The sequence below is a fragment of the Micromonospora halotolerans genome (assembly GCF_032108445.1).
Taxonomy (GTDB): domain Bacteria; phylum Actinomycetota; class Actinomycetes; order Mycobacteriales; family Micromonosporaceae; genus Micromonospora; species Micromonospora halotolerans.
On sequence record NZ_CP134876.1, the window covers coordinates 3,889,242 to 3,910,881 of the forward strand.

Genomic DNA, 21,640 nt, shown 5'->3' on the forward strand with positions numbered 1-21,640 from the left:
ATGATCACGGTGCATGACCGGCTCGGCCGGATGGTGCGGCAGGCGCAGGCCCACGGGCGGATCCCGGCGGTGTCAGCCGCCCTGCACCGGGCCGACCGGCCGCTCTGGACCTGCACGGTCGGCGGGACCGGCAACGACACCGCGCTCGGGCCGGAGTCGGTCTTCCGGATCGGCTCGGTCACCAAGACCTTCACGGCGGTGCTGGCCATGCAGTGCCGCGACGAGGGGCTCCTCGACCTGGACGACCCGATCGGGCGGCACCTCGACCTGCCGGCGCACGGCGAGCTGACCGTACGCCGGCTGTTGTCGCACACCGCGGGCCTGCAGCGCGAGCCGCACGGCGACGTCTGGGACAGCCTCCGCGCGCCCGACGTCGGCGAGCTGCTCGCCGACCTGGCCCGGGTGGAGCGGGTGCTGCCCAGCGGCCGGCGGTACCACTACTCCAACCTCGGCATGGCCCTGCTCGGCGAGGCGGTCGCCCGGCTGCGCGGCGGCACCTGGGCCGAGGTGCTGGCCGAGCGGGTGCTCGCCCCGCTCGGGCTGACCGCCACCGGCACCACGCCGGGCGACCGGGCGGCGACCGGGTTCCTGGTCGACGCGTACTCCGACGAGGCCCGTCCGGAGCCGCCGGCCGACTTCGGCGCGGTGGCCCCCGCCGCGCAGCTCTGGAGCACCGCGCCGGACATGGCCCGCTGGGCCGCGTTCCTGGCCGACCCGGCCGCGCTGGACCCGGCGGGCGCGGTGCTCGCGCCGGCCACCCTCGACGAGATGCGCTGGCCGCTCACCACCACCGACGAGACGCTCTGGGCGGGCGGCTTCGGCCTCGGGCTGATCCTGGTGCCGCAGCCGGAGCGGGTGATGCACGTGGGGCACGACGGGGCCATGCCCGGTTTCCTGGCCGCCGTCTACGGCCGGCGCGGCGGGGACGGCACGGCCGGCGCGATGGGCTGCGCGGTGCTCGGTTCCTCCGGCACCGGCGTGGAGGTCTTCGAGCTGCCGCACCGGCTGCTCGCTACCGCCGCCGAGCACGACCCGGCCGACGTCGAGCCGTGGCGGCCCGGCGCGCCCGCCCCGGAGCACCTGCGTGGCCTGCTCGGCCGGTGGTGGGGCGAGGGCTTCGAGTACGTCTTCGCCTGGCACGACGGGGCGCTGCGGGCCCGGGGCGCGGACGACCCGGCCGGCAAGCCGCCCGCGGTGTTCGCCCCGGTGCCGGACCGGCCGGACGTGTTCCGCACGGTCGCCGGCCGGGAGGTGGGCGAGCTGCTCCGGCTGACCCGGGACGAGCGCGGCGCGGTGGTCCGCATGCACTGGGCCACCTACCGCTTCACCCGGCATCAGGAGACCTTCGAGGGGTACGACTTCCGCGCCGGCAGCTGATCTCCGGGCGCCGGCGGAGGGTCTGTTCCGCCGGCTTGCGCCGGACGGAAATGGGCGCGGTGCCGCGGGTGTTGACCCGATACGATGGGAGTCACGACCGCCGCGCCAGCAGGGCCCGGCGCCGAGTTCGAGAGCAGGTGGCGTAGGGCCCGTCGGCCCGACCTATGACCGGCACTCCACCTCCCGGCCCGCCCCGGGTGCAGACCAGGATCACGGTCCCCGACCAGAAGATCATGGTGAACCTGCTCGGCGCGGGCGACGAGATCCTGCGGCTCGTCGAACGCTCGGTCAACAGTGACGTCCACGTGCGCGGCAACGAGATCACCATCACCGGCGCGCCCGCCGACAACGCCCTCGCCGAGCGTCTCTTCAGCGAGCTGCTCGAACTGATCGAGAAAGGCGAGACCCTGACCACTGACGCAGTCCGGCGTACCGTCGGGATGCTCGAGCAGGGCGGCGCCGAGCGGCCCGCCGAGGTCCTGACGCTCAACATCCTCTCCCGGCGCGGGCGCACCATCCGTCCCAAGACCCTGGGCCAGAAGCGCTACGTCGACGCCATCGACGCGCACACCATCGTCTTCGGCATCGGGCCGGCGGGCACGGGCAAGACCTACCTGGCCATGGCGAAGGCCGTCCAGGCGCTCCAGGCCAAGCAGGTCAACCGGATCATCCTGACCCGGCCGGCGGTCGAGGCGGGCGAGCGGCTGGGCTTCCTGCCCGGCACCCTGAACGAGAAGATCGACCCCTACCTGCGCCCGCTCTACGACGCGCTGCACGACATGCTCGACCCGGAGTCGATCCCGAAGCTGATGGCCGCCGGCACCATCGAGGTGGCGCCGCTGGCCTACATGCGGGGCCGCACCCTCAACGACGCGTTCATCATCCTCGACGAGGCGCAGAACACCACGCCCGAGCAGATGAAGATGTTCCTCACCCGGCTCGGGTTCAACTCCAAGATCGTGGTCACGGGTGACGTCACCCAGGTCGACCTGCCCGGCGGGACGACGAGCGGCCTGCGGGTCGTCCGGGAGATCCTGGGCAACGTCGAGGACGTGCACTTCGCCCAGCTCTCCAGCTCCGACGTGGTACGCCACAAGCTGGTGGGCGAGATCGTCGACGCGTACGCCCGCTGGGACGCCGAGCGGGAGAACCAGCAGGCGCAGAGCGTGCACGCCGTGCCCGGGCGGACCGCCCAGGGCGGCCGGGCCGGCCGACGCCGCTAATCCGACAGAGGAAGACAGTTGTCCATCGAGATCGCCAACGAGTCCGGCGCCGACGTCGACACCGACGCCGTGCTCGCCGTCGCCCGGCACGCCCTCGACGAGATGGGGGTCAACCCCCTCGCCGAGCTCTCCGTGCTGCTGGTCGACATCGAATACATGTCGGAGCTGAACCACCGCTGGATGGGTGGCGACGGCCCGACCGACGTGCTCGCCTTCCCCATGGACGAGGGCAGCGTCGACCACGGCCCGGGGGAGAGCTCCCCGGCCGGCGGTGAGCCGGCTCTGCTCGGCGACATCGTGCTCTGCCCGGAGGTGGCGGCCAAGCAGGCGGCCGCCGCCGGGCACACCACCGCCGACGAGCTGCACCTGCTCACCGTGCACGGCGTGCTGCACCTGCTCGGCTACGACCACGCCGAGCCGGAGGAGGAGCGGGAGATGTTCGGTCTCCAGGCCCGGCTGCTGGCCAGCTGGCGGTCGACCCGATCGCAGTGATCACCACCCTGGCGGCCGTCGGCGCACCCGCCGGCCTGCCCGATCTCACCCTCCTCGTCGTCGCGGCGGGGCTGGTGGTGCTCGCCGGCCTCATCGCGATGACCGAGGCCGCGCTGGCCGCCGTCTCGCCGGCTCGGGCCGCCGAGCTGGCCCGGGACGGCGCGCGCGGCGCGCGTACCCTCCAGGCGGTCGCCGGCGACGTGGTCCGCCACCTCAACCTGCTGCTCCTGCTCCGGCTGCTGGCCGAGCTGACCGCCACCACGCTGGTCGCGCTCGTGGCGGTGGACACCTTCGGCGCCGGCTGGCGGGCCGCCCTGGTCACCGCCGGGGCGATGACCGTGGTCAGCTTCGTGGTGGTCGGCGTGGCGCCGCGCACCCTGGGGCGGCAGCACGCCTACGCGGTGGGCCGCGCGGTCGCGCCGCTGGTGCGCTGGCTGGGCCGGGCGCTCAACCCGCTGGCCTCGCTGCTCATCCTCATCGGCAACGCGGTCACCCCGGGGCGCGGCTTCCGCGAGGGGCCGTTCGCCACCCAGGTCGAGCTGCGTGAGCTGGTCGACCTGGCCGAGCAGCGCGGCGTCGTCGAGCACGGCGAGCGACAGATGATCCACTCGGTCTTCGCGCTCGGCGACACCATCGCCCGTGAGGTGATGGTGCCCCGGACCGAGATGGTGTGGATAGAGGATCGCAAGACCCTCGCCCAGGCGCTGGCGCTCTTCCTGCGTTCCGGTTTCTCCCGCATCCCGGTGATCGGCGAGAACGTCGACGACGTGCTCGGCGTGCTCTACCTCAAGGACCTGATCCGGCGGATCCAGGGCGCCCCGGAGGCCCGGCAGACGCCGGTGGCCGAGCTGATGCGCCCGGCGACCTTCGTGCCCGAGTCCAAGCCGGTCGACGACCTGCTCTCCGAGATGCAGGCGGCCCGCAACCACCTGGTCATCGTCGTGGACGAGTACGGCGGCACCGGCGGCCTCGTCACCATCGAGGACATCCTGGAGGAGATCGTCGGCGAGATCACCGACGAGTACGATGTCGAACGCCCGCCGGTCGAACGCCTGGCGGACGGGGCCGTGCGGGTGACCGCGCGGCTGCCGGTGGAGAATCTGGGCGAGCTGTTCGACACGGACCTGCCCACCGACGAGGTGGAGACGGTCGGTGGCCTGCTCGCCCAGGCGCTCGGCCGGGTGCCGATCCCCGGTTCCGGGGCCCAGGTGGCCGGGCTGCGGCTGATCGCCGAGGGCACCACCGGGCGGCGCAACCGGATCGACACCGTGCTGGTCAGCCGGGTCGAGCCGGGCGACGCGCCGGACAGCGCGGGGCACGGCGAGCAGGCCGATCCCCGTGGCAACCAGAACCGTTCCGAGGAGAGGCAACCCGCCGATGCCTGAGTCACCCGCCGTGCCGGCCGCCCGGCCCACCCCGTCCGACCCGGGCGAGCTGAGCGCCGAGGACGGCAAGCTGGTCGTCCTGGCCCGGGGCGCGCGGGGCCGGGTCGGCGCCGTGGAGGGCGCGGCGGTCCGCGACCAGGACGGCCGGACGTACGCGGCGGCCAGCGTGGCGCTGCCGTCGCTGGCCCTGACCGCGCTCCAGCTCGCGGTCGCCTCGGCGGTGGCCGCCGGCGCGAGCCGGCTGGAGGCCGCCGTCGTGGTGACCGAGGCCTCGACGCTGGACGGCGCGGGGCACGCCGCGGTCCGGGACCTCTCCGCCGACGCGCCGATCCACGTGGCCGCGCCGGACGGCACCGTCCTCGGCACGGTGGTCGAGTGACCCAGGTTCAGCCGCGTCCCTACCGGGCCGGCTTCGGCTGCTTCGTCGGCCGGCCGAACGCGGGCAAGTCGACGCTGACCAATGCGATCGTCGGCACCAAGATCGCAATCACCTCGAGCAAGCCGCAGACCACCCGGCACATCATCCGGGCCGTGCTGCACCGGCCGGAGTCCCAGCTCGTGCTGGTCGACACCCCGGGCCTGCACCGCCCCCGCACGCTGCTCGGCGAGCGGCTGAACGACCTGGTCCGGGAGACCTGGAGCGAGGTCGACGTGATCGGCCTCTGCATCCCGGCGAACGAGCCGATCGGGCGGGGCGACCGGTTCATCACCGGCGAGCTGGCCAGCCTGCGGGCCACCGTGCTGGCCGTGGTCACCAAGACCGACCTGGTGGACAAGAAGCGGCTGGCCGAGCAGTTGCTCGCGGTGAGCGAGCTGGGGGAGTTCGCCGACGTGGTGCCGGTGAGCGCCGTCTCGGGCCACCAGGTGGACACGCTGGTCGACGTGATGACCGGCTACCTGCCGGAGTCGCCGCAGCTCTACCCGGACGACATGCTCACCGACGACCCGGAGCAGGTGCTCGTGGCCGAGCTGGTCCGGGAGGCCGCCCTGGAGGGCGTCCGGGACGAGCTGCCGCACTCCATCGCCGTCGTGGTCGAGGAGATGATCCCCGAGGGCGACGTCACGAAGATCTACGCCGACGTGTACGTGGAGCGATCGAGTCAGAAGGCGATCGTCATCGGTCACCGGGGCAGCCGGCTCAAGCAGGTGGGCATCACGGCCCGCCGGCAGATCGAGGAGCTGCTCGGCACCCGCGTCTACCTGGACCTGCACGTCCGGGTCGCGAAGGACTGGCAGCGCGACCCGAAGCAGCTGCGCAAGCTCGGCTTCTGACCCCGTACGCCCCGACCGCCGGTCCCGGATCCCCGGGGCCGGCGGTCCGCGTTCCGGCGGGTGCCGGCCTGGCCGCGATCGGTCGGCTTTGTGCGATGTTTCACTTTTGACCCCGGGTCCCGCACCGTTTCGTCCGGCCGAGTCGGAGGGTAGGGAGGCGTTGCTCCCTGTCCCCGACGCCCCCGCGAGCTGATGCGAAACCGCTATCTCGACCTGCTCCGCTCCCTGGCCATCGTGCGCGTCGTCGTCTACCACGTCACCGGATGGGCGACGCTGACCCTGATCTTCCCGGCCATGTCGGTGATGTTCGCGCTCGCGGGCTCGCTGATGGCCGCGTCGCTGGACCGGAGCGGCGTACCGGCCGTGGGGCGGCGACTGCGCCGGCTGCTGCCGTCGCTCTGGGTGCTCGCCGTGGTCTTCGTGCCGGCCATGCTGCTCACCGGGCTGGCGCTCACCCCGAAGGTGCTGCTCTGGCTTCTTCCGGTGAGCGACCCGCCGGCCAACTACTGGGGCGGCCTCGCGCTCAGCCCGATCTGGTACCTGCGGGACTACCTGTGGTTCGTGCTGGCCTCGCCGGTGGCCCTCCGGCTGTTCCGCCGGGCCCCGCTGCCCACCCTGCTGGCCCCGTACGCGCTGCTCGCGGCGATCGAGTTCGGCGTGCTGGCGAACCCGCCGACCCTGCTGCGCGAGTTCGGCCTGTACTTCGGGGCGTGGCTGCTCGGCTTCGCCCACCACGAGGGCCTGCTGCGCCGCACGGCCAACCGGGTGCTCGTCCCGCTCGCGCTCGCCCTCGGCGCGGCCGGGCTGGGTTGGATCTTCACGCATCCCGGCCCGCGCGGCCACGACCTGAACGACATCCACCTGGGCAACGCGCTCTGGTCGGCGGCGTTCATCCTGGTGGCGATCGGCCGGGCGCCGGCCGGGGCGGCCTGGGTCGACCGCACCCCGGTGCTGGGCCGGGTGGTCACCGTGCTGAACCGGCGCGCGCTGACCGTCTACCTCTGGCACATGCCGTTCGTGGTGGCGCTCACCCCGCTGGTCGACGTGGTCGGCTGGTCGCACCAGGACCTGCTCGGGCTGGCGATCCGGGTGGCGCTGGTGTTCGCGCTGGTGGGCGTGGTCACCCTGCTGGTCGGCTGGGTCGAGGACCGGGCCGCCCGGCGTACCCCGGAACTGGTGCCGGGGCGCCCCCGGCGGACCCTGGCCGAGCGGGCGGCGGCCGCACCGGCCAGCCCGGCGCCCGCCGGAGCGGGAACCGAACTGGCGACCGCGGGCGCCCGGGTGCCGGGCCCGCGCCGCGCGCCGGAGCGGTCCGGCCGCGTCCCGGGCTGACCCGCGGCCGGCCTCAGCGCTGGTTGACCGTCACGTTGCCGCTGGTGGCGGTGACGTCGAGCAGCAGGGGCGCGCCCGGGTCGTTCAGCACGGCGAGGTTGGTGTCGCCGGACTTGGCGTCCGCCCGCACCCGGTACCGGCCCTCGGGCACGGTCAGGTCGACGTCGCCGCTGGTCGCGTGCAGCCGGGCCGCGGCCGCCTTGTCCAGCTCGACGGCGAGGTTGCCGGAGGTGGCCTCCGCGTCGATCCCGGCGGCGAGCCGGCGGGCGGTGATGTCGCCGGAGGAGGCGCGCAGCCGGACCGGGCCGGTGGCGTCGACCACCTCGATGTTCCCCGAGGTGGTGGCGGCGCGGACCTCGCCGCGGGCCTCGGTCACGGTGATGTCGCCGGAGTTGAGGGTGAAGTCCACCGGGCCGACCCGGTGCAGCATGACGGTCCCGGAGCTGGTCTCGCCGCGCACCGTCACGCCCTCCGGGGCGGTCACCTCCCAGGAGACCGTGCACCGGGCGCCGCAGTCGCTCGGCAGCACCAGCTCGTCGCCCTTGATCTCGTAGCGGGTGTTCGGCTCCCCGCCCTGGTAGCGGACGACCCGCTTGATGCGCACCTGGTCCGCCGGACCGGTGGCCCGGATCGTCACGTCACCCGCGCCGCCGGACGGCACGGTGATCCGAGCGATCTTCGCTTGCTCGGTCTGGTCGTAGTCGAGGCGGCGGAACGACAGGGTGTCGCACCCGGCGAGGACGATCAGGGAGGCGGCCGCGGCGGCGGCCACGGCGGTCCGGTGCAGAGCCATGGTCAGGACGCTACGACCGACCCTCCGGGCGGCGCATCCGGGTCCGACCGCCGATCCACCCCGAGGAGACCCTGATTTCGCACCCCGAGGGAGAATGGGCCGATGGCCGGATACCGCCGACAGCTCTACCGCGACGACGCGGTGGTGCTGCGTGTGCAGAAGCTGGGGGAGTCCGACCGGATCATCACCCTGCTCACCCGGCGGCACGGCCGGCTGCGCGCGGTGGCCCGCGGCGTCCGGCGGACCACCAGCAAGTTCGGCGCCCGGCTGGAGCCGTTCGGGCACGTCGACCTCCAGCTCGCCGGCGACCCCAAGGGCAACCACGGCAGCTCGCTGCACACCATCAGCCAGGCCGAGGGGATCGACCTCTACGGCAAGCGGTTCCTCGGCGACTACCCCCGCTACACGGCGGCCAGCGCGATCGCCGAGACCGCCGAGCGGCTCACCCCGATCGAGCGGGAACCCTCACTGCGGCTGTTCCAGCTCACCCTCGGCGCGCTGCGCTCGCTGGCCACCGGCGACCACGCCACCACCCTGGTGCTCGACGCCTACCTGCTGCGCGGCATGGCCTTCGCCGGCTGGGCGCCGGCGCTGACCGCCTGCGCGGTGTGCGGCACCCCGGGGCGACACCGGGCGTTCTCCGTGCCGGCCGGGGGCGCGGTCTGCCCGGACTGCCGGCCCCCGGGCGCCGCCCACCCGGCCCCGGCGACCGTCGAGCTGATGTCCGCGCTGACCACCGGCGACTGGGCGTACGCGGACGCGACCGAGGCCGGTGTGCGCCGCGAGTGCAGCGGCCTCGTCGCGGCGCACCTCCAGTGGCACCTGGAACGCGCGCTACGCTCGCTGCCGCTGGTCGACCGGGGTGCCCCGGCGTCCGGCGCGGTCCCGCCGCCCGGCGGCGCGGGGCCGGGTGTGGTCCCGCCGCGCACCGGAGGCGGGCCCGCCGCCGCTGGTGTGAACAGGGAGATGACCGAGTGATCCGATCGTTGAGGGCCGGCCGGCGCGAGCCGGTGCCACCGACTCCGCACCCCTCCGGCGCCCGGCCCCCGGCGCTGCCGGCCGAGGCGCTGCCCCGGCACGTCGCCGTGGTGATGGACGGCAACGGCCGCTGGGCCAAGGAGCGCGGGCTGCCCCGGACGAAGGGTCACGAGCAGGGGGAGCACAGCCTCTTCGACACCATCGAGGGTGCGATCGAGCTGGGCATCCCCTACCTGTCGGCGTACGCCTTCTCCACCGAGAACTGGCGCCGCTCGCCGGACGAGGTGCGCTTCCTCATGGGCTTCAACCGGGACGTCATCCGGCGGCGCCGGGACCAGCTCGTCGACCTGGGTGTCCGGGTGGTCTGGTCCGGCCGGGCCGGGCGGCTCTGGAAGAGCGTCATCTCCGAGCTGCAGACCGCCGAGGAGATGTCCCGGGGCAACTCGACGCTGACCCTCCAGTTCTGCGTCAACTACGGCGGTCAGGCGGAGATCGCCGACGCCGCCGCCGCGATCGCCCGCGACGCGGCCGCCGGCCGGCTCGACCCGGGCAAGGTCACCGAGAAGACCATCGCGAAATACCTCTACCACCCGGAGGTCCCCGAGGTGGACCTCTTCCTCCGCCCCTCCGGGGAGCAGCGCACCTCCAACTTCCTGCTCTGGCAGACCGCCTACGCGGAGCTGGTCTTCCTCGACACCCTCTGGCCGGACTTCGACCGCCGGCACCTCTGGTACGCCTGCGAGCTCTACGCCCAGCGGGATCGCCGCTTCGGCGGCGCGCTGCCCAACCCGGTGGCCCCCGGGGCCTGAGGTCGCGCTTACCGACGCCGTTTGCTGGGTATCAATCTGGACAGCAGGCAGATAGCGGAGGTGAACCCACATGATTCAGAAGCGGATTGCCCAGTGGGCGGTCATGGCGGTCGCCGTGCCGCTGGCGGCGGCCGGCGCGCGCCGGCTCAGCCACACCCTGGAGGCCCGTCGCGGCCCGACCGGGGTGAGCCGACTGCTCACCAAGGGCGCCGACATGCTGCGCCCGCAGAAGGCCAAGCGCCGTCGGTTCTGGTGACGTCCACGGCCCGCCGCGACGCCGCGGCGGGCCGTGTCGTGGGCGCCCCGCATCCGGCTTTCCGGCCGGGAGCGGGGCGCCCGCGCGTACGATCGGCGCAGGGCGCGCCGCCGGGACGCGCCCGCCACGGGGGTGGGGGATGCACGATCTCCGGTTCAAAATGATCATGGCGTTGAACGCGGCGGACCTGGGCAGCCCGATCTGCGAGCAGGTCGCCCTCATCTGCGCGGAGATCGCCGAGCAGCACTGCGCCGAACTCGGCCACACGCCCGCCGTCCGCGCCGGGGAGATCGCCGAGCTGAGCACCGGCGAACCGGCGCTCACCTGGGCGCCGACCGACACCGGGCAGCGTGCCTGGTGACCGCCACGGCGCCCGCTCCGGCGGTGGACGTCCGCCGGGCGGGGGACCGCTTCTTCACCCGGTTGTCCTGGCTCGACTCCAAGCACTCCTTCTCGTTCTCCCGGCACTACGACCCGGCCAACACCCACCACGGGCTGCTGCTGGTCAACAACGACGACGTGGTGCGACCGGGCAGCGGCTTCGAGACCCACCCGCACCAGGACATGGAGATCGTCACCTGGGTGCTGCGCGGCTCGCTGGTCCACCAGGACTCCACCGGCCACTCCGGCGTCATCTACCCCGGCCTGGCCCAGCGGATGAGCGCCGGCACCGGCATCCTGCACTCGGAGAAGAACGACTCCTGGCGGCTGGAGAACACCGCCCCGCACCGGGACCCGGTGCACTTCGTGCAGATGTGGGTGCTCCCCGACGAGGAGGGCATCGACCCGGGCTACGAGCAGCTGGAGATCGGCGACGAACTGCTGCGGGGCGGCCTCGTGCCGGTCGCCTCCGGGATGGACCGGTACGACGGCGCCTCCGCCATCCGAATCCGCAACCGGTACGCCACCCTGCACGCCGCCCGCCTCGGTCCCGGCGACACGGTGAACCTGCCCGACGCGCCCTTCCTGCACCTCTACGTGCCCGCCGGCGCCGTGACCCTGGAGTCGGCCGGACGGCTCGACGAGGGCGACGCGGCCCGGATCACGATGGCCGGAGGTCAGCGGGTGACCGCCGACGAGCCGGCGGAGATCCTGGTCTGGGAGATGCACGCCACGCTCGCCTGAGCGCGCTCACGCCTCCACTTCGGAGCGGTCGCCCGCCCACAGGGTGTGGAACGTGCCCTCCCGGTCCACCCGGTGGTAGGTGTGCGCGCCGAAGTTGTCCCGCAGCCCCTGGATGAGCGCGGCCGGCAGCCGCTCGGCGCGCAGCGCGTCGAAGTACGCCAGCGACGACGAGAAGGCCGGGGTGGGCACGCCCGCCCGGGCCGCGTCGGCCACCACCCGCCGCCAGGCCGGAACACCGGCGCCCACCCGGTCGGCGAACCAGGGGGCGACCAGCAGCGTGGGCAGGTCCCGTTCGGTGTCGTACGCCTCCCGGATCCGGTCCAGGAAGCGGGCCCGGATGATGCAGCCGCCCCGCCAGATGGTGGCCATGCCGCCCAGGTCGATGTCCCAGTCGTACTCCTGGCTGCCGGCGCGGATGTGGTCGAAGCCCTGCGCGTACGCGACGATCTTGCTGGACAGCAGCGCCCGCCGGACGTCCTCGACGAAGGTGTCCCGGTCGTCCACCTGCCACTTCTCGCCCGCGTCGGGAAACGCGCGGCGGGCGGCGGCGCGCTGGTCGGCGTGCCCCGAGAGCGACCGGGCGAAGGTGGCCTCGGCGATGCCGGTGATCGGGATGCCGAGGTCCAGCGCGCTCTGCACGGTCCACCGGCCGGTGCCCTTCTGCTCGGCCTGGTCGAGCACCACGTCCACGAAGGGCCGGGCGGTCGCCGGGTCGCTGTGCCCGAGCACGTCGGCGGTGATCTCGATGAGGAAGGACTCCAGCTCGCCGCCGTTCCACTCCCGGAAGATCTCGGCGATCTCCGCGGGGCTCGCCGACAGGCCGGCCCGCAGCAGGTCGTACGCCTCGGCGATGAGCTGCATGTCCGCGTACTCGATGCCGTTGTGGACCATCTTCACGAAGTGGCCGGCGCCGTCCGGGCCGATGTGCCGGCAGCACGGGACGCCGTCCACCTGGGCCGCGATCTTCTCGAAGATGGGGCCGAGCTTCCGGTAGGACTCGGCCGAGCCGCCCGGCATGATGCTGGGCCCGCGCAGCGCGCCCTCCTCGCCCCCGGAGACGCCGGTGCCGACGAAGTGCAGCCCGTGCCCGCGCAGCGCCTCCTCCCGGCGGCGGGTGTCGGCGAAGTGCGCGTTGCCGCAGTCGACGACGATGTCCCCCTCCTCCAGCAGCGGGACCAGCTCGTCGATCACCGCGTCGGTGGGGGCGCCCGCCTTCACCATGACGATCACGGCGCGGGGGCGCTCCAGCGAGGCGACGAAGTCCGCCATGGATTCCGACGGCACGAAGGTGCCCTCGTCGCCGTGCTCGGCGACCAGGCTGCGGGTGCGTTCGGGCGAGCGGTTGTGCAGCGCCACGGTGAAGCCGTTGCGGGCCAGGTTCCGGGCCAGGTTGCGGCCCATCACCGCCAGACCGGTGACCCCGATCTGCGCCGTCGCCTGCTGTGCCATGCGTACCGCCACCCCTCGTCTCCGGTGCCCGTGCTGCGACCGTATCGCGGGTGGCGCGGGCCTGGGCCGGGATGTCGACGGCGGGTGAGGGTCGGGTAGCGGTGCGTTCCCGGCCGACCGGCGCGGTAATTCGGATGCGGGGCGGTGCGGCGGTGGGTTAGCGTGCGGTCATGCGTAACTGACGCCCACCTCTCGAAGGCCCGGTCCACCGTGCGTACCGCCGTGGACCGTGCGCCCCGGGCGTCCGCATCCTCCCGTCACCGTCGGTGGCGTGGCGTTCCTGGCCGGACCCGCCCGGGTGTTTCCCGCTCGATGTGCCCACGGGTGCCCGACAGTCAGGAGGCAGCGTATGCCCGCCAAGCGCAGTCCGAAGAAGTCCCGTAAGCAGACGCCGAAACCGTCCCTGGTGGAGGTGACCCCGCCGGACCTGGACACGCTGACGGTGGCGTCCCCGGTTGCCCTGCCCGCCCTGGCGGACACCCCGCCGCCGCCCAAGGCGGGCCCGCCGGCCGGGCGCGACGCCCGCCTCGCCGGACGCAGCCAGCGCGCCGGCCAGACGCGGTTCTACGCGTTCCGGCGGAGCTGAGGTCGTCGGGTGCAGTTGTCGCCGCTCCGGCGACGACAACTGCACCCGAAGCCGCGGGAAGCGTCCCACGCGCCCGCTTCCGCGGCTCAGGCCGTGGCGGCCGCCGGGGTCGCCGTCCCGGCCGGCGCCTCGACCGCCCGCCGCCGCGCGACGCCGAGGGCCAGGCCCACGAAGCCGGCCACCATGAGCACGCTCACCGCCAGCTTGACCGGGACGCCCGTGCCGACCAGATCCAGCACCTGCCCGGCGGTGAGGAGCAGCGGCACCCACAGGGCCACCAGCCGGGCCCGCCAGGCGCCGAAGGCCAGCACGAGGAGGCCGACCAGCCAGCCGAGCAGCCACACCGCGAACGAGGCCATCACGAACGGGTCCCCGTCGATCGCGGTGGTCACCGGCCGGGCGGCATCGGCCGTCACGCCGCCGCCGGCCAGGGCCCCGAAGAAGGCGTTGTACTGCCACAGGTGGACGGTGGAGAAGTAGAGCCCGAGCAGCGCCACGGCGCCGCCGATGGTGGCCGCCACCGGCCTGTGCCGGCGCAGCATGGCGGCCAGCCCGAGCGTCGCCGGCAGCAGCAGCAGATGGGCCAGGGCGAACAGGATGGTCTCCACCCGCCACGCGCCCAGGTTCCCGGCGGCCACTGCCACGTTCCCGGCGGTGTCGGCCACGTCGTCCGGGAACATCACCCAGTAGAAGGCGTTCGCGACGCCGTACACCACGCCGCCGCCGAGCAGGGCGCCCGCGGTGAGCCGCCGGCCCGTCCACCCTCCGGTGCTGTCGTCCATCAGTGTCTCCTTCCGAAGTCGTGGAAGGGACGCTAGGAGCCGCAGCCGGACCGGGTCGTCGGCGTGGAGGTTGATCCGTGGGTGGAGTGTCGGCGGGGTTCGCTACACCCGTGGGTGGACGCGGAGACACGTCCGCCGTGGCTACCCTTCCGGCATGTCTGCCGCCCTCGACATCCGGGCCCGGTGGCGCGGCGTGGCCAGCTCGCTCGCCGGAGCCGCGCTGTTCGCGTTCGGCCTGGCCGAGCTGTACGTCCCGCTGGCCGGCTACGTCGAAGGTCAGGGGCCGGACCTCGCCGCGCTCTCCGCCGGCTGGCTCGCCGTCCTCACCGTGCTGCTGGTCGGCTACGGCCTCGCGGTGGCCGGCTGCACGTCGTACCCCCGGGCGGCCGCCGTCGTCGCCGGCGTCTGTTTCACCGCGCAGAGCTTCACCCCCGTCCTGCCGGAGTGGCCGGTCGTGCCGCTGCTGGCGCTTGTCGCCGCCACCTTCGGCTGTGTCGCGGTGGGTGGCCGGGCCGCTCCCACGGTCGCCGTGGCCAGTTACCTCCTCCCGCTCGGGATCGAGAACGCCGTGGCCGGTGACTCCGACTGGATCTTCATCCTGTTCGTGGGGCTCGCCGTGCTGGGTCCCGGGTACGCCGTGCGGATGCGGCGGGCGCAGGCGGCCCGGCTGGTGGCGCTGGCCGCCGAGCGGGAGGCCGCCGCCCGGACGGACGAGCGGCTGCGGGTGGCCCGGGAGCTGCACGACATCGTGTCGCACGGGGTGTCGGTGATGGTGCTGCAGGCCGCGGCGGCGCAGGCCGTGCTCGACTCGGACGCGGGTGCGGCCCGCGCGTCCCTCGACGCGGTGCAGGAGGTCGGGCGGGACGTGGTCACCGAGCTGCGCCGGCTGCTGGTCATCCTTCGCGGCGCGGACACGGCCCCGGAGGGACTGCCGTCGTTGCGGCGGATCGACGCGCTGACCGCCGGGGTGGGCCTCGCCGGCGGGCGGGTGGACGTGACCGTCTCGGGGGACCTCGACACGATCCCCGCCGCCGCCGACGTCAGCGGTTACCGGATCCTCCAGGAGGCGCTGACCAACGCCGCCCGGCACGCGCCGGGCGCGACCGTCCGCGTCTCGATCGAGGTCGCCGGTGACGCCGTCCGGCTGCAGGTGGCCGACGACGGGACCGGCCCGGCCCGGCGGAGCGCCGGCACCGGGCACGGCCTGACCGGCATCCGGGAGCGGGTGGAGCTGTTCGGCGGTTCGGTCAGCGCCGGTCGCCGCCCGCAGGGCGGCTTCGAGGTACGCGTCACGCTGCCCTTCGACGCCGAGGCGTCGGCCGGCGCACTGGCCACTGCGGGGGTCACCGGATGACCCGGGTCCTCATCGCCGACGACGAGGCGCTGGTGCGCGGTGGCCTCCGCATGATCCTCACGGCGCAGCCGGACCTCGAGGTGGTCGCCGACGCCGCCGACGGCGAGGAAGCCGTGCAGTTGGCAACCCGCTTCGCGCCCGACGTCGTGCTGATGGACATCCACATGGCGCCGTTGGACGGGATCGCCGCGACCGAGCGGATCCTGGCGGCACGCGGCGAGACCCGGATCATCATGCTGACCACCTTCGACCTCGACGAGTACGTCTACCGGGCGCTGCGGGCCGGCGCCTCCGGGTTCATGCTCAAGACCACTCCGCCCCGGGAACTGGCCGAGGCGGTGCGGACCGCGGCCCGGGGCGACGCCCTGCTCTCCCCGTCGATCACCCGTCGCCTGATCGACCACTACACCGCGACCGCGTCGGTGGTGGCCCACCCGGGCCTCGCCGAGTTGACCGCGCGGGAGACCGAGGTGCTGCGGATGATGGCGCTCGGCCTGTCGAACCGGGAGATCGCCGACCAGCTCTTCGTCGGCGAGGCGACCGTGAAGACGCACGTGAACCGCATCTTCGCGAAGCTCGGGGTGCGGGACCGGGTGCAGGCGGTGGTGCTGGCGTACCGGAGTGGGCTGGCCCAGCTCCGGAGGTAGCGGCCCGCCGCCGGTCAGCCGATCAGCGGGCGGAACGTGCCGAGCACCACGCTGACCGTCAGCGCCGCACCGGCGGCCACCGCCGCGCCGGCGACCAGCAGGGCGTCCGCCCGGGTGAAGCGCTGCCGCCGGGCGACCGTGCGCGGGGTGCCGGCGTCGAAGCCCCGGGCGTCCATGGCGACGGCCAGCCGGGTGCCCCGCCGGATCGCCCCGACCAGCAGCGCGAACGCCGTCGACCCGAACAGCCGCAGCTTGGCCACCGGGTTGCGGCCGGCGTCCACGCCCCGGGCCCGGCGGGCCAGGCTGATCATCCGCCACTCCTCCTCCAGCAGCGGCACCAGCCGGAACGCGGCCAGCGCGCCGATGGCGAACCGGGCGGGCGCCTTCGCGTTCTGGATCAGCGCGTCGGCCAGGTCGGTGGGGTCGGTGGTCGCGAAGACGAGGATCCCGGGCAGCGCCACGGCGAGCATCCGCAGCACCAGGCCCAGCGCGGTGACCAGCACGCTCTCGGTGACCAGGACCGGGCCGGCCTCGACCAGCACCCGGCCGGAGCGGTCGGCGGCGAAGAGCACCAGCGTGACCAGGATGCCGCCGGCGCCGGCCAGCAGCGGCCAGGCCCGCCGGGCGAGCACCCGGTAGCGGACGCCGAACAGCGGCAGCACCGCCAGCTCGACGGCGATCGCGATGGCCGGGGCCACCGGGTCGAGGGTGGCCACCAGGATCAGGGTGAAGACCAGCGCGGCGGCCAGCTTCGCCACCGGGTTGCGCCGCGCCAGCGGCGCCCCGGCCGCGGCGACCGGCTCCACGCTGATCACCGGCGCTCCCGGACACCGGTGCGGTCGCGGTCGGCGGACGTTATCGGCGCTCCGGAGCGCCGGGGCGGTCGGGGGCCGGCGGGCGTCATCGGCGCTCCAGGGTGACGGTCCGGTCGGCCAGCGCGGCGACGAAGTCCGCGTCGTGGGTGACGGCGACGACGCCGTGGCCGGCGTCGCGCAGGTCGGCGAGCAGGTCGACCAGTTCCCGCCAGGTCCGCCGGTCCTGGCCGAAGGTGGGTTCGTCGCAGATCAGCAGGCGGGGCGCGGTGGCCAGGGCCGTCGCCACGCTCAGCCGCCGCGCCTCCCCGCCCGAGAGGGTGTACGGGTTGGCGCCGGCCAGCCGGTCCAGCCGCAGGCGCTCCAGCAGCGCGTCCACGGTGGCCGTCACGGCCGCCTCGGTCCGCCCGGTGCGGCGCGGGCCCAGCGCCAGCTCGTCGCGGACGGTGGCGGTCACGAACTGGTGTTCCGGGTCCTGGAAGACCGAGCCGATCCGGCCGGCCAGGGCGGGCGCCCGCCAGCGGTGCGGGGGAGTGCGCGCGTCCCGGCCGGCGAGGGCGGCGGTGGCGGTGACCGTACCGGTGCCGGGGCGGAGCAGGCCGCCGAGGAGCAGGGCCAGGGTGGACTTGCCGGCGCCGTTGGGACCGAGAACGGCCAGCGCCTCGCCGGCGCGTACCCGAAGGTCGGTGGGGGCCAGCCGGGGCGGCAGGCCGAGCTGGTCGGCGGTGAGCAGCACCTCCCCGGGTGGGGTGGTGGCGTGCCGGGGCGGCACGGTGCGGCCCGGCACCCAGACCCCGGCGGCGGCGAGGGCGTCGCCGTGCGCGGCGAAGACCGCCTCGGGCGGCCCGTCGGCGCGTACCCCGCCGCCGGGCTCCAGCACGACCACCCGGTCGACCAGCGGCAGCGCCTCGGCGACCCGGTGCTCGACGAGGATCAGCGTGGTGTCCGGGTCGAGGGCGTCCGCGACGGCCCGCCGGATCAGGTCGGCGCCGGCCGGGTCGAGGTTGGCGGTCGGCTCGTCGAGCAGCAGGAGCCCCGGCCGCAGGGCGAGCGTCCCGGCCAGCGCCAGCCGCTGCTGCTCGCCCCCGCTCAGCGCCGCGGTGGGCCGGTCCCGGTCGTACGGGAAGCCGACCCGGCGCAGCGCCTCGTCCACGCGGGGCCAGATCTCGTCGGCCGGCACCCCCCGGTTCTCCAGCCCGAACGCGACGTCGTCGCCGCAGCGGGCCATCACGAGCTGGGTCTCCGGGTCCTGGAAGACGATGCCGACCCGCTCCCGGGCCTTGCGCGGGTCGAGCCCGTCGATCTCGACGGTGCCCTCCTGCTCGCCGGAGTCCTCGGGCAGCAGCCCGGCCAGCGCGGCAAGCAGCGTGCTCTTGCCCGCCCCCGACGCCCCGAGCAGCAACACCCGTTCCCCGGCCTCGACGCGCAGGTCCACCCCCCGCACCGCCCAGCCCTTCCGCCCGGCGTGCCGCCACCCGAACCCCCGCAGTTCCACGGCACCCACGCGCCCACCTCCCCTCTCGGCCCCAGCTTGGTTGATCAAGAGGTTTGCGTCAGGAGAACCGGTCCGGCCGACGCAAACCTCTTGATCAACGCGGTCTCGGTGGGTGGTGGTTAGACCAGGGCTCGGTCGCGGCCGGCGGGGAAGCGGTCCAGGGCGCCCGTGTTGGCCAGGGCGCGGGTGAGGAACCACGCGCCGGCGCCGGCGATCACCGTGGCGCTGACGATGGTCAGCAGGGCGTACGGCAGGCGGTAGTCGACCAGGTCGTAGGCCTTGTTCCAGTAGACGAAGTCGAAGATCGCCGCGGTCAGGCCGGTCAGCGCGCCGGCCAGCAGGGCGACCGGCAGCCGGTACGCGCGGTAGCGGAACGCCGCGAAGGCCAGCTCGGCGCCCACGCCCTGCATCAGGCCCTGCACGATGACGATGCCGCCCCACTGGCTGCCCAGCAGCGCGGAGACGACCGCCGCCAGCAGCTCGCAGTAGAGCGAGGCACCGGGCTTGCGGATGACCAGGCCGCCGAGCACGGCCGGCACCAGCCAGACGCCGTAGATCAGCGTCTGCGCGGGCGGGAAGAAGGCGAAGGCGGCGTCCGTGGCGCTCCAGACCAGGCCCCAGGCCCAGAAGATGACGCCGAAGGCGACGGCGATCACCGAGGCGACGACGATGTCGACGGTGCGCCAGCGGTTGCTGTCGGTGTGGTTCATGGCGGACTCCCAGTTCAGGTGAGGAACCAGGAGAAGACGCACGCCGCGCCCGGTGGTCACCGGACGGCGACGCGGCTGGAGGTCGACCGAACTCCCTGCGCTGGCATTACCCAGATCAGGTTCGAGGGTCTGCGGGCACCGGCCCGCACTCTCAGCGCTGTGCGCTCCCCTGTCGGATGTGAAGTTGTCTCGTCGCAGACGCTAGCACCGACCCCGGCCCCGGGCCCAGCAGGGCGATCGCCCGTTAGGGTGGCGATCATGCGGGTCGAGGCGCGAGGGCTGACGTTCGAGGTACGCACCGGCGGCCCCGAGGGCGGTGACCCCGTCCTGCTGCTGCACGGCTTTCCGCAGCACGCCGGCGAGTGGGACGAGGTGACCCCCGCGCTGCACGCCGCCGGGCTGCGCACGTACGCGCTCGACCAGCGCGGGTACTCGCCCGGCGCCCGGCCGGCGGACGTCGGGGCGTACCGGATCCCGGAGCTGGTGGCCGACGCGGCCGCCGTGCTCGACGCGCTCGGGGTGACCGCCGCGCACCTGGTCGGCCACGACTGGGGCGCGATCGTGGCGTGGGGCCTGGCGGCGGCGCACCCGGAGCGGGTCCGCACGCTGACGGCGGTGTCGGTGCCGCACCCGGCGGCCATGGGGCACGCGCTCGCCACCGACCCGCGGCAGAAGGCCCGCTCGTCCTACATCGCGCTGTTCCGCATGCCGGGCAAGGCGGAGAAGGTGCTGCTGGCGTTCCGCGCGGCGGCCCTGCGCCGGATGCTCGGCGGGGTGGGCGACGCCGACCGGGTGGCCCGCTACGCCGACCCGATGCGCGAGCCCGGCGCGCTGACCGCGGCGCTGAACTGGTACCGGGCCATGACCGGAGCGGACATGAAGGCCGTCGGGCCGGTGGGTGTGCCCACGACGTTCGTGTGGAGCGAAGGGGACGTGGCGATCGGCCGCACCGCCGCCGAGGCGTGCGCCGCCCACGTCACCGGCGACTACCGCTTCGTGGTGCTGCCCGGCGTCACCCACTGGATCCCGGACGAGGCGCCCGGCCCGCTGGCCGCGGCCGTGCTCGCCCGCGTCGGCCGATGACACCGAGCCCCGCCCGGCCGCACACCCGGGCGTCGCTCGCCGCCCAGCTCCGCGACCTCGGCGTACGCCCCGGCGGGACCGTGCTCGTGCACGCCTCCCTGCGCCCGCTGGGCTTCCTCTGCGGCGGCCCCGAGGCGGTGCTGCTGGCCCTGCGCGACGTGCTCGGCCCGGCCGGCACGGTGGTGGTGCCCGCCCACACGCCGGACAACAGCGACCCGGCCGAGTGGAGCAACCCGCCGGTGCCGGCGGACTGGTGGCCGGTGATCCGGGACGGGATGCCCGGCTTCGACCCGGCGGTGACGCCGAGCCGCTTCATGGGCGCGCTGGCCGAGCTGGTCCGCACCTGGCCGGGGGCGCTGCGCAGCGACCACCCGTACGTCTCGTTCGCCGCGCTCGGGCCGGCCGCCGCAGGGATCGTCGCCGACCACGGGCGGGCCGACATGCTGGGTGAGGCCTCCCCGCTGGCCCGCCTCTACGACCTCGACGCCGACGTGCTGCTGCTCGGCGTGGACCACGGCAGCAACACGTCCCTGCACCTGGCGGAGTACCGGCAACCGGCGCCGCCCCGGCAGCGCTGCGGCGCGGCCGTGCTGACCGCCGACGGCGGCCGGGAGTGGGTGTGGTGGGACGACGTGCGCCTGGACGAGGAGTGTTTCGCCCGGCTCGGCGCCGACCTGGAGGCCACCGGCGCGGTGCGGCTCGGGCCGGTCGGCGACGGGACGGGCCGGTTGATGAGGCAGCGGGCGGCGGTCGACTTCGCGGTGGAGTGGCTGGCCCGACCCCGAGGGACGGAGGAAGCATGAGCGTGAGCGAGCGAAGCGAGCGAACCATTCGGCTCAGCAGCGGGGCGCCTCGCGCCGCCGCGGAGCGAAGCGAGGCGGCGGCGTGAGCGCCGAGGCGTACCTGGCGATCGTGACCGAGACGATCGGCCGGGTCGCCGCCGACCAGCGGGAGAACGTGGCCCGGGCGGCGGATCTGATCACCGCGTCGCTGCGCGCCGACGGGGTGGTGCACGCGTTCGGCACCGGCCACTCGGAGGCCCTCGCCATGGAGGTCGCCGGCCGGGCCGGCGGGCTGGTCCCCACCAACCGGATCGCGCTGCGCGACCTGGTGCTGCACGGCGGCGAGCCGGCCGACGTGCTCGGCCCGAAGCTGGAACGCGAGCCGGCCGTGGCGCACCGCCTCTACGAGCTGGCTCCGGTCCGGCCGCAGGACGTGTTCGTGCTCGCCTCCAACTCGGGGGTGAACGGGGCGATGGTCGAGTTCGCCGCCATCGTGAAGGAGCGCGGGCACGGGCTGGTGGCGATCACGTCGGTGCAGCACTCGGCCCGGATGACGTCCCGCCACCCGTCCGGGCGCAAGCTCGCCGACTTCGCCGACGTCGTGCTGGACAACGGCGCCCCGTACGGCGACGCCACCCTGCCGCTGCCCGGCGGTGGCGCGGTCGGCGCGGTCTCGTCGATCACCGCCGCGCTGCTGGCGCAGCAGATCGTCGCCGAGGTGGTCGCCCGGCTGCTCGCGGCGGGGGAGCAGCCCCCGGTCTACCTGTCCGCCAACATCACCGGCGGCGACGAGCACAACGCCGAGCTGGAGGCGCGGTACGCGGGCCGCATCCGCCGCGGATCCTGAACCGGTTTCGCGCTCGGTCGGACGGGGCACAGGCTGTGCTGCCGGTGGGAG

General features: G+C 74.5%; 24 protein-coding genes and 1 riboswitch. Of the genes, 18 read left to right on the forward strand and 6 right to left on the reverse strand.

All coding sequences use genetic code 11. From position 1 onward, the window contains the following. The 7 genes from RMN56_RS18525 (at position 1) to RMN56_RS18555 (ending at position 7,081) form a co-directional block, all read left to right on the forward strand. Positions 1-1,377, forward strand: coding sequence for a serine hydrolase domain-containing protein (locus RMN56_RS18525; protein ID WP_313718703.1), 1,377 nt, complete (start codon positions 1-3; stop codon positions 1,375-1,377). Between the two features lie 164 nt (positions 1,378-1,541). Then, entirely contained in the window at positions 1,542-2,600 is a 1,059-nt protein-coding gene (locus RMN56_RS18530; RefSeq protein WP_313718705.1) for a PhoH family protein, read from the forward strand. 18 nt (positions 2,601-2,618) lie between these two features. Further along, positions 2,619-3,092: an rRNA maturation RNase YbeY gene (gene ybeY / locus RMN56_RS18535; RefSeq protein WP_262282060.1), complete on the forward strand. Its 474-nt coding sequence runs from the start codon at positions 2,619-2,621 to the stop codon at positions 3,090-3,092. Further along, entirely contained in the window at positions 3,068-4,477 is a 1,410-nt protein-coding gene (locus tag RMN56_RS18540) for a hemolysin family protein (protein ID WP_313724784.1), read from the forward strand. The genes ybeY and RMN56_RS18540 overlap by 25 nt, the downstream gene beginning before the upstream one ends. Beyond that, the gene (locus RMN56_RS18545; RefSeq protein WP_313718706.1) at positions 4,470-4,856 is read left to right on the forward strand and encodes a cytidine deaminase-like protein; all 387 of its coding nucleotides are present in this window, start codon (positions 4,470-4,472) and stop codon (positions 4,854-4,856) included. Before RMN56_RS18540 ends, RMN56_RS18545 begins: the two co-directional genes overlap by 8 nt. Next, positions 4,853-5,749 (forward strand): GTPase Era, encoded by an 897-nt coding sequence (era, locus tag RMN56_RS18550; protein WP_313718707.1) that lies wholly within the window; start codon positions 4,853-4,855, stop codon positions 5,747-5,749. The genes RMN56_RS18545 and era overlap by 4 nt, the downstream gene beginning before the upstream one ends. 192 nt (positions 5,750-5,941) lie before the next feature. Then, the gene (locus RMN56_RS18555; RefSeq protein WP_313718708.1) at positions 5,942-7,081 is read left to right on the forward strand and encodes an acyltransferase family protein; all 1,140 of its coding nucleotides are present in this window, start codon (positions 5,942-5,944) and stop codon (positions 7,079-7,081) included. 13 nt (positions 7,082-7,094) lie between these two features. Here the strand turns inward: RMN56_RS18555 and RMN56_RS18560 are convergent, their stop codons facing one another. Further along, entirely contained in the window at positions 7,095-7,874 is a 780-nt protein-coding gene (locus RMN56_RS18560) for a DUF4097 family beta strand repeat-containing protein (protein WP_313718709.1), read from the reverse strand. A 102-nt stretch (positions 7,875-7,976) separates the two neighbouring features. On the opposite strand from RMN56_RS18560, the gene recO reads away from it, so the two are divergent. The 5 genes from recO to RMN56_RS18585 all read left to right on the forward strand — a co-directional run bounded on the left by recO (position 7,977) and on the right by RMN56_RS18585 (position 11,042). Continuing rightward, a complete protein-coding gene (recO, locus tag RMN56_RS18565) occupies positions 7,977-8,852 on the forward strand; it encodes a DNA repair protein RecO (RefSeq protein WP_313718710.1) in 876 nt (291 codons plus the stop codon). A gap of 32 nt (positions 8,853-8,884) precedes the next feature. Further along, on the forward strand, positions 8,885-9,661 hold the full coding sequence (locus RMN56_RS18570; protein WP_313724785.1) for an isoprenyl transferase: 777 nt from the start codon (positions 8,885-8,887) through the stop codon (positions 9,659-9,661). 70 nt (positions 9,662-9,731) lie between these two features. After that, positions 9,732-9,917: a hypothetical protein gene (locus RMN56_RS18575; RefSeq protein WP_091269936.1), complete on the forward strand. Its 186-nt coding sequence runs from the start codon at positions 9,732-9,734 to the stop codon at positions 9,915-9,917. A 139-nt stretch (positions 9,918-10,056) separates the two neighbouring features. Next, positions 10,057-10,278, forward strand: a complete 222-nt coding sequence (locus RMN56_RS18580; protein ID WP_313718712.1) for a thioredoxin reductase — start codon at positions 10,057-10,059, stop codon at positions 10,276-10,278. Further along, the gene (locus RMN56_RS18585) at positions 10,275-11,042 is read left to right on the forward strand and encodes a pirin family protein (protein ID WP_313718713.1); all 768 of its coding nucleotides are present in this window, start codon (positions 10,275-10,277) and stop codon (positions 11,040-11,042) included. The genes RMN56_RS18580 and RMN56_RS18585 overlap by 4 nt, the downstream gene beginning before the upstream one ends. 6 nt (positions 11,043-11,048) lie before the next feature. Here RMN56_RS18585 and gnd read toward each other — a convergent pair whose 3' ends face one another. Continuing rightward, the gene (gene gnd / locus RMN56_RS18590) at positions 11,049-12,491 is read right to left on the reverse strand and encodes an NADP-dependent phosphogluconate dehydrogenase (RefSeq protein WP_313718714.1); all 1,443 of its coding nucleotides are present in this window, start codon (positions 12,489-12,491) and stop codon (positions 11,049-11,051) included. Between the two features lie 349 nt (positions 12,492-12,840). Between gnd and RMN56_RS18595 the strand changes: the two genes are divergently transcribed. After that, positions 12,841-13,077, forward strand: a complete 237-nt coding sequence (locus RMN56_RS18595) for a hypothetical protein (RefSeq protein WP_313718715.1) — start codon at positions 12,841-12,843, stop codon at positions 13,075-13,077. Between the two features lie 86 nt (positions 13,078-13,163). Here RMN56_RS18595 and RMN56_RS18600 read toward each other — a convergent pair whose 3' ends face one another. Continuing rightward, positions 13,164-13,859, reverse strand: a complete 696-nt coding sequence (locus tag RMN56_RS18600; protein ID WP_313718716.1) for a hypothetical protein — start codon at positions 13,857-13,859, stop codon at positions 13,164-13,166. Positions 13,860-14,013: 154 nt separating this feature from the next. On the opposite strand from RMN56_RS18600, the gene RMN56_RS18605 reads away from it, so the two are divergent. Both RMN56_RS18605 and RMN56_RS18610 read left to right on the forward strand, forming a co-directional pair. Beyond that, positions 14,014-15,213 carry a sensor histidine kinase gene (locus RMN56_RS18605; protein WP_313718717.1) on the forward strand — a complete coding sequence of 400 codons (1,200 nt, stop codon included), beginning with the start codon at positions 14,014-14,016 and terminating at the stop codon, positions 15,211-15,213. Next, positions 15,210-15,860: a response regulator gene (locus RMN56_RS18610; RefSeq protein ID WP_313718719.1), complete on the forward strand. Its 651-nt coding sequence runs from the start codon at positions 15,210-15,212 to the stop codon at positions 15,858-15,860. Before RMN56_RS18605 ends, RMN56_RS18610 begins: the two co-directional genes overlap by 4 nt. 14 nt (positions 15,861-15,874) lie before the next feature. Here the strand turns inward: RMN56_RS18610 and RMN56_RS18615 are convergent, their stop codons facing one another. The 3 genes from RMN56_RS18615 to RMN56_RS18625 form a co-directional block, all read right to left on the reverse strand. Then, positions 15,875-16,675 carry an energy-coupling factor transporter transmembrane component T family protein gene (locus tag RMN56_RS18615; RefSeq protein WP_313718721.1) on the reverse strand — a complete coding sequence of 267 codons (801 nt, stop codon included), beginning with the start codon at positions 16,673-16,675 and terminating at the stop codon, positions 15,875-15,877. 85 nt (positions 16,676-16,760) lie between these two features. Further along, on the reverse strand, positions 16,761-18,176 hold the full coding sequence (locus tag RMN56_RS18620) for an ABC transporter ATP-binding protein (RefSeq protein WP_313718722.1): 1,416 nt from the start codon (positions 18,174-18,176) through the stop codon (positions 16,761-16,763). 110 nt (positions 18,177-18,286) lie between these two features. Further along, positions 18,287-18,877 (reverse strand): ECF transporter S component, encoded by a 591-nt coding sequence (locus RMN56_RS18625; protein WP_313718724.1) that lies wholly within the window; start codon positions 18,875-18,877, stop codon positions 18,287-18,289. Positions 18,878-18,951: 74 nt separating this feature from the next. Then, a riboswitch (TPP riboswitch) is annotated at positions 18,952-19,058 on the reverse strand. 77 nt (positions 19,059-19,135) lie between these two features. Between RMN56_RS18625 and RMN56_RS18630 the strand changes: the two genes are divergently transcribed. The 3 genes from RMN56_RS18630 (at position 19,136) to RMN56_RS18640 (ending at position 21,589) form a co-directional block, all read left to right on the forward strand. After that, complete coding sequence (locus RMN56_RS18630) at positions 19,136-19,960, forward strand: alpha/beta fold hydrolase (protein ID WP_313718726.1); 825 nt, start codon at positions 19,136-19,138, stop codon at positions 19,958-19,960. Next, positions 19,957-20,763 (forward strand): AAC(3) family N-acetyltransferase, encoded by an 807-nt coding sequence (locus tag RMN56_RS18635; RefSeq protein WP_313718728.1) that lies wholly within the window; start codon positions 19,957-19,959, stop codon positions 20,761-20,763. The genes RMN56_RS18630 and RMN56_RS18635 overlap by 4 nt, the downstream gene beginning before the upstream one ends. An 82-nt stretch (positions 20,764-20,845) precedes the next feature. Next, the gene (locus tag RMN56_RS18640; protein WP_313718730.1) at positions 20,846-21,589 is read left to right on the forward strand and encodes a sugar isomerase domain-containing protein; all 744 of its coding nucleotides are present in this window, start codon (positions 20,846-20,848) and stop codon (positions 21,587-21,589) included. Positions 21,590-21,640: the final 51 nt, after the last annotated feature.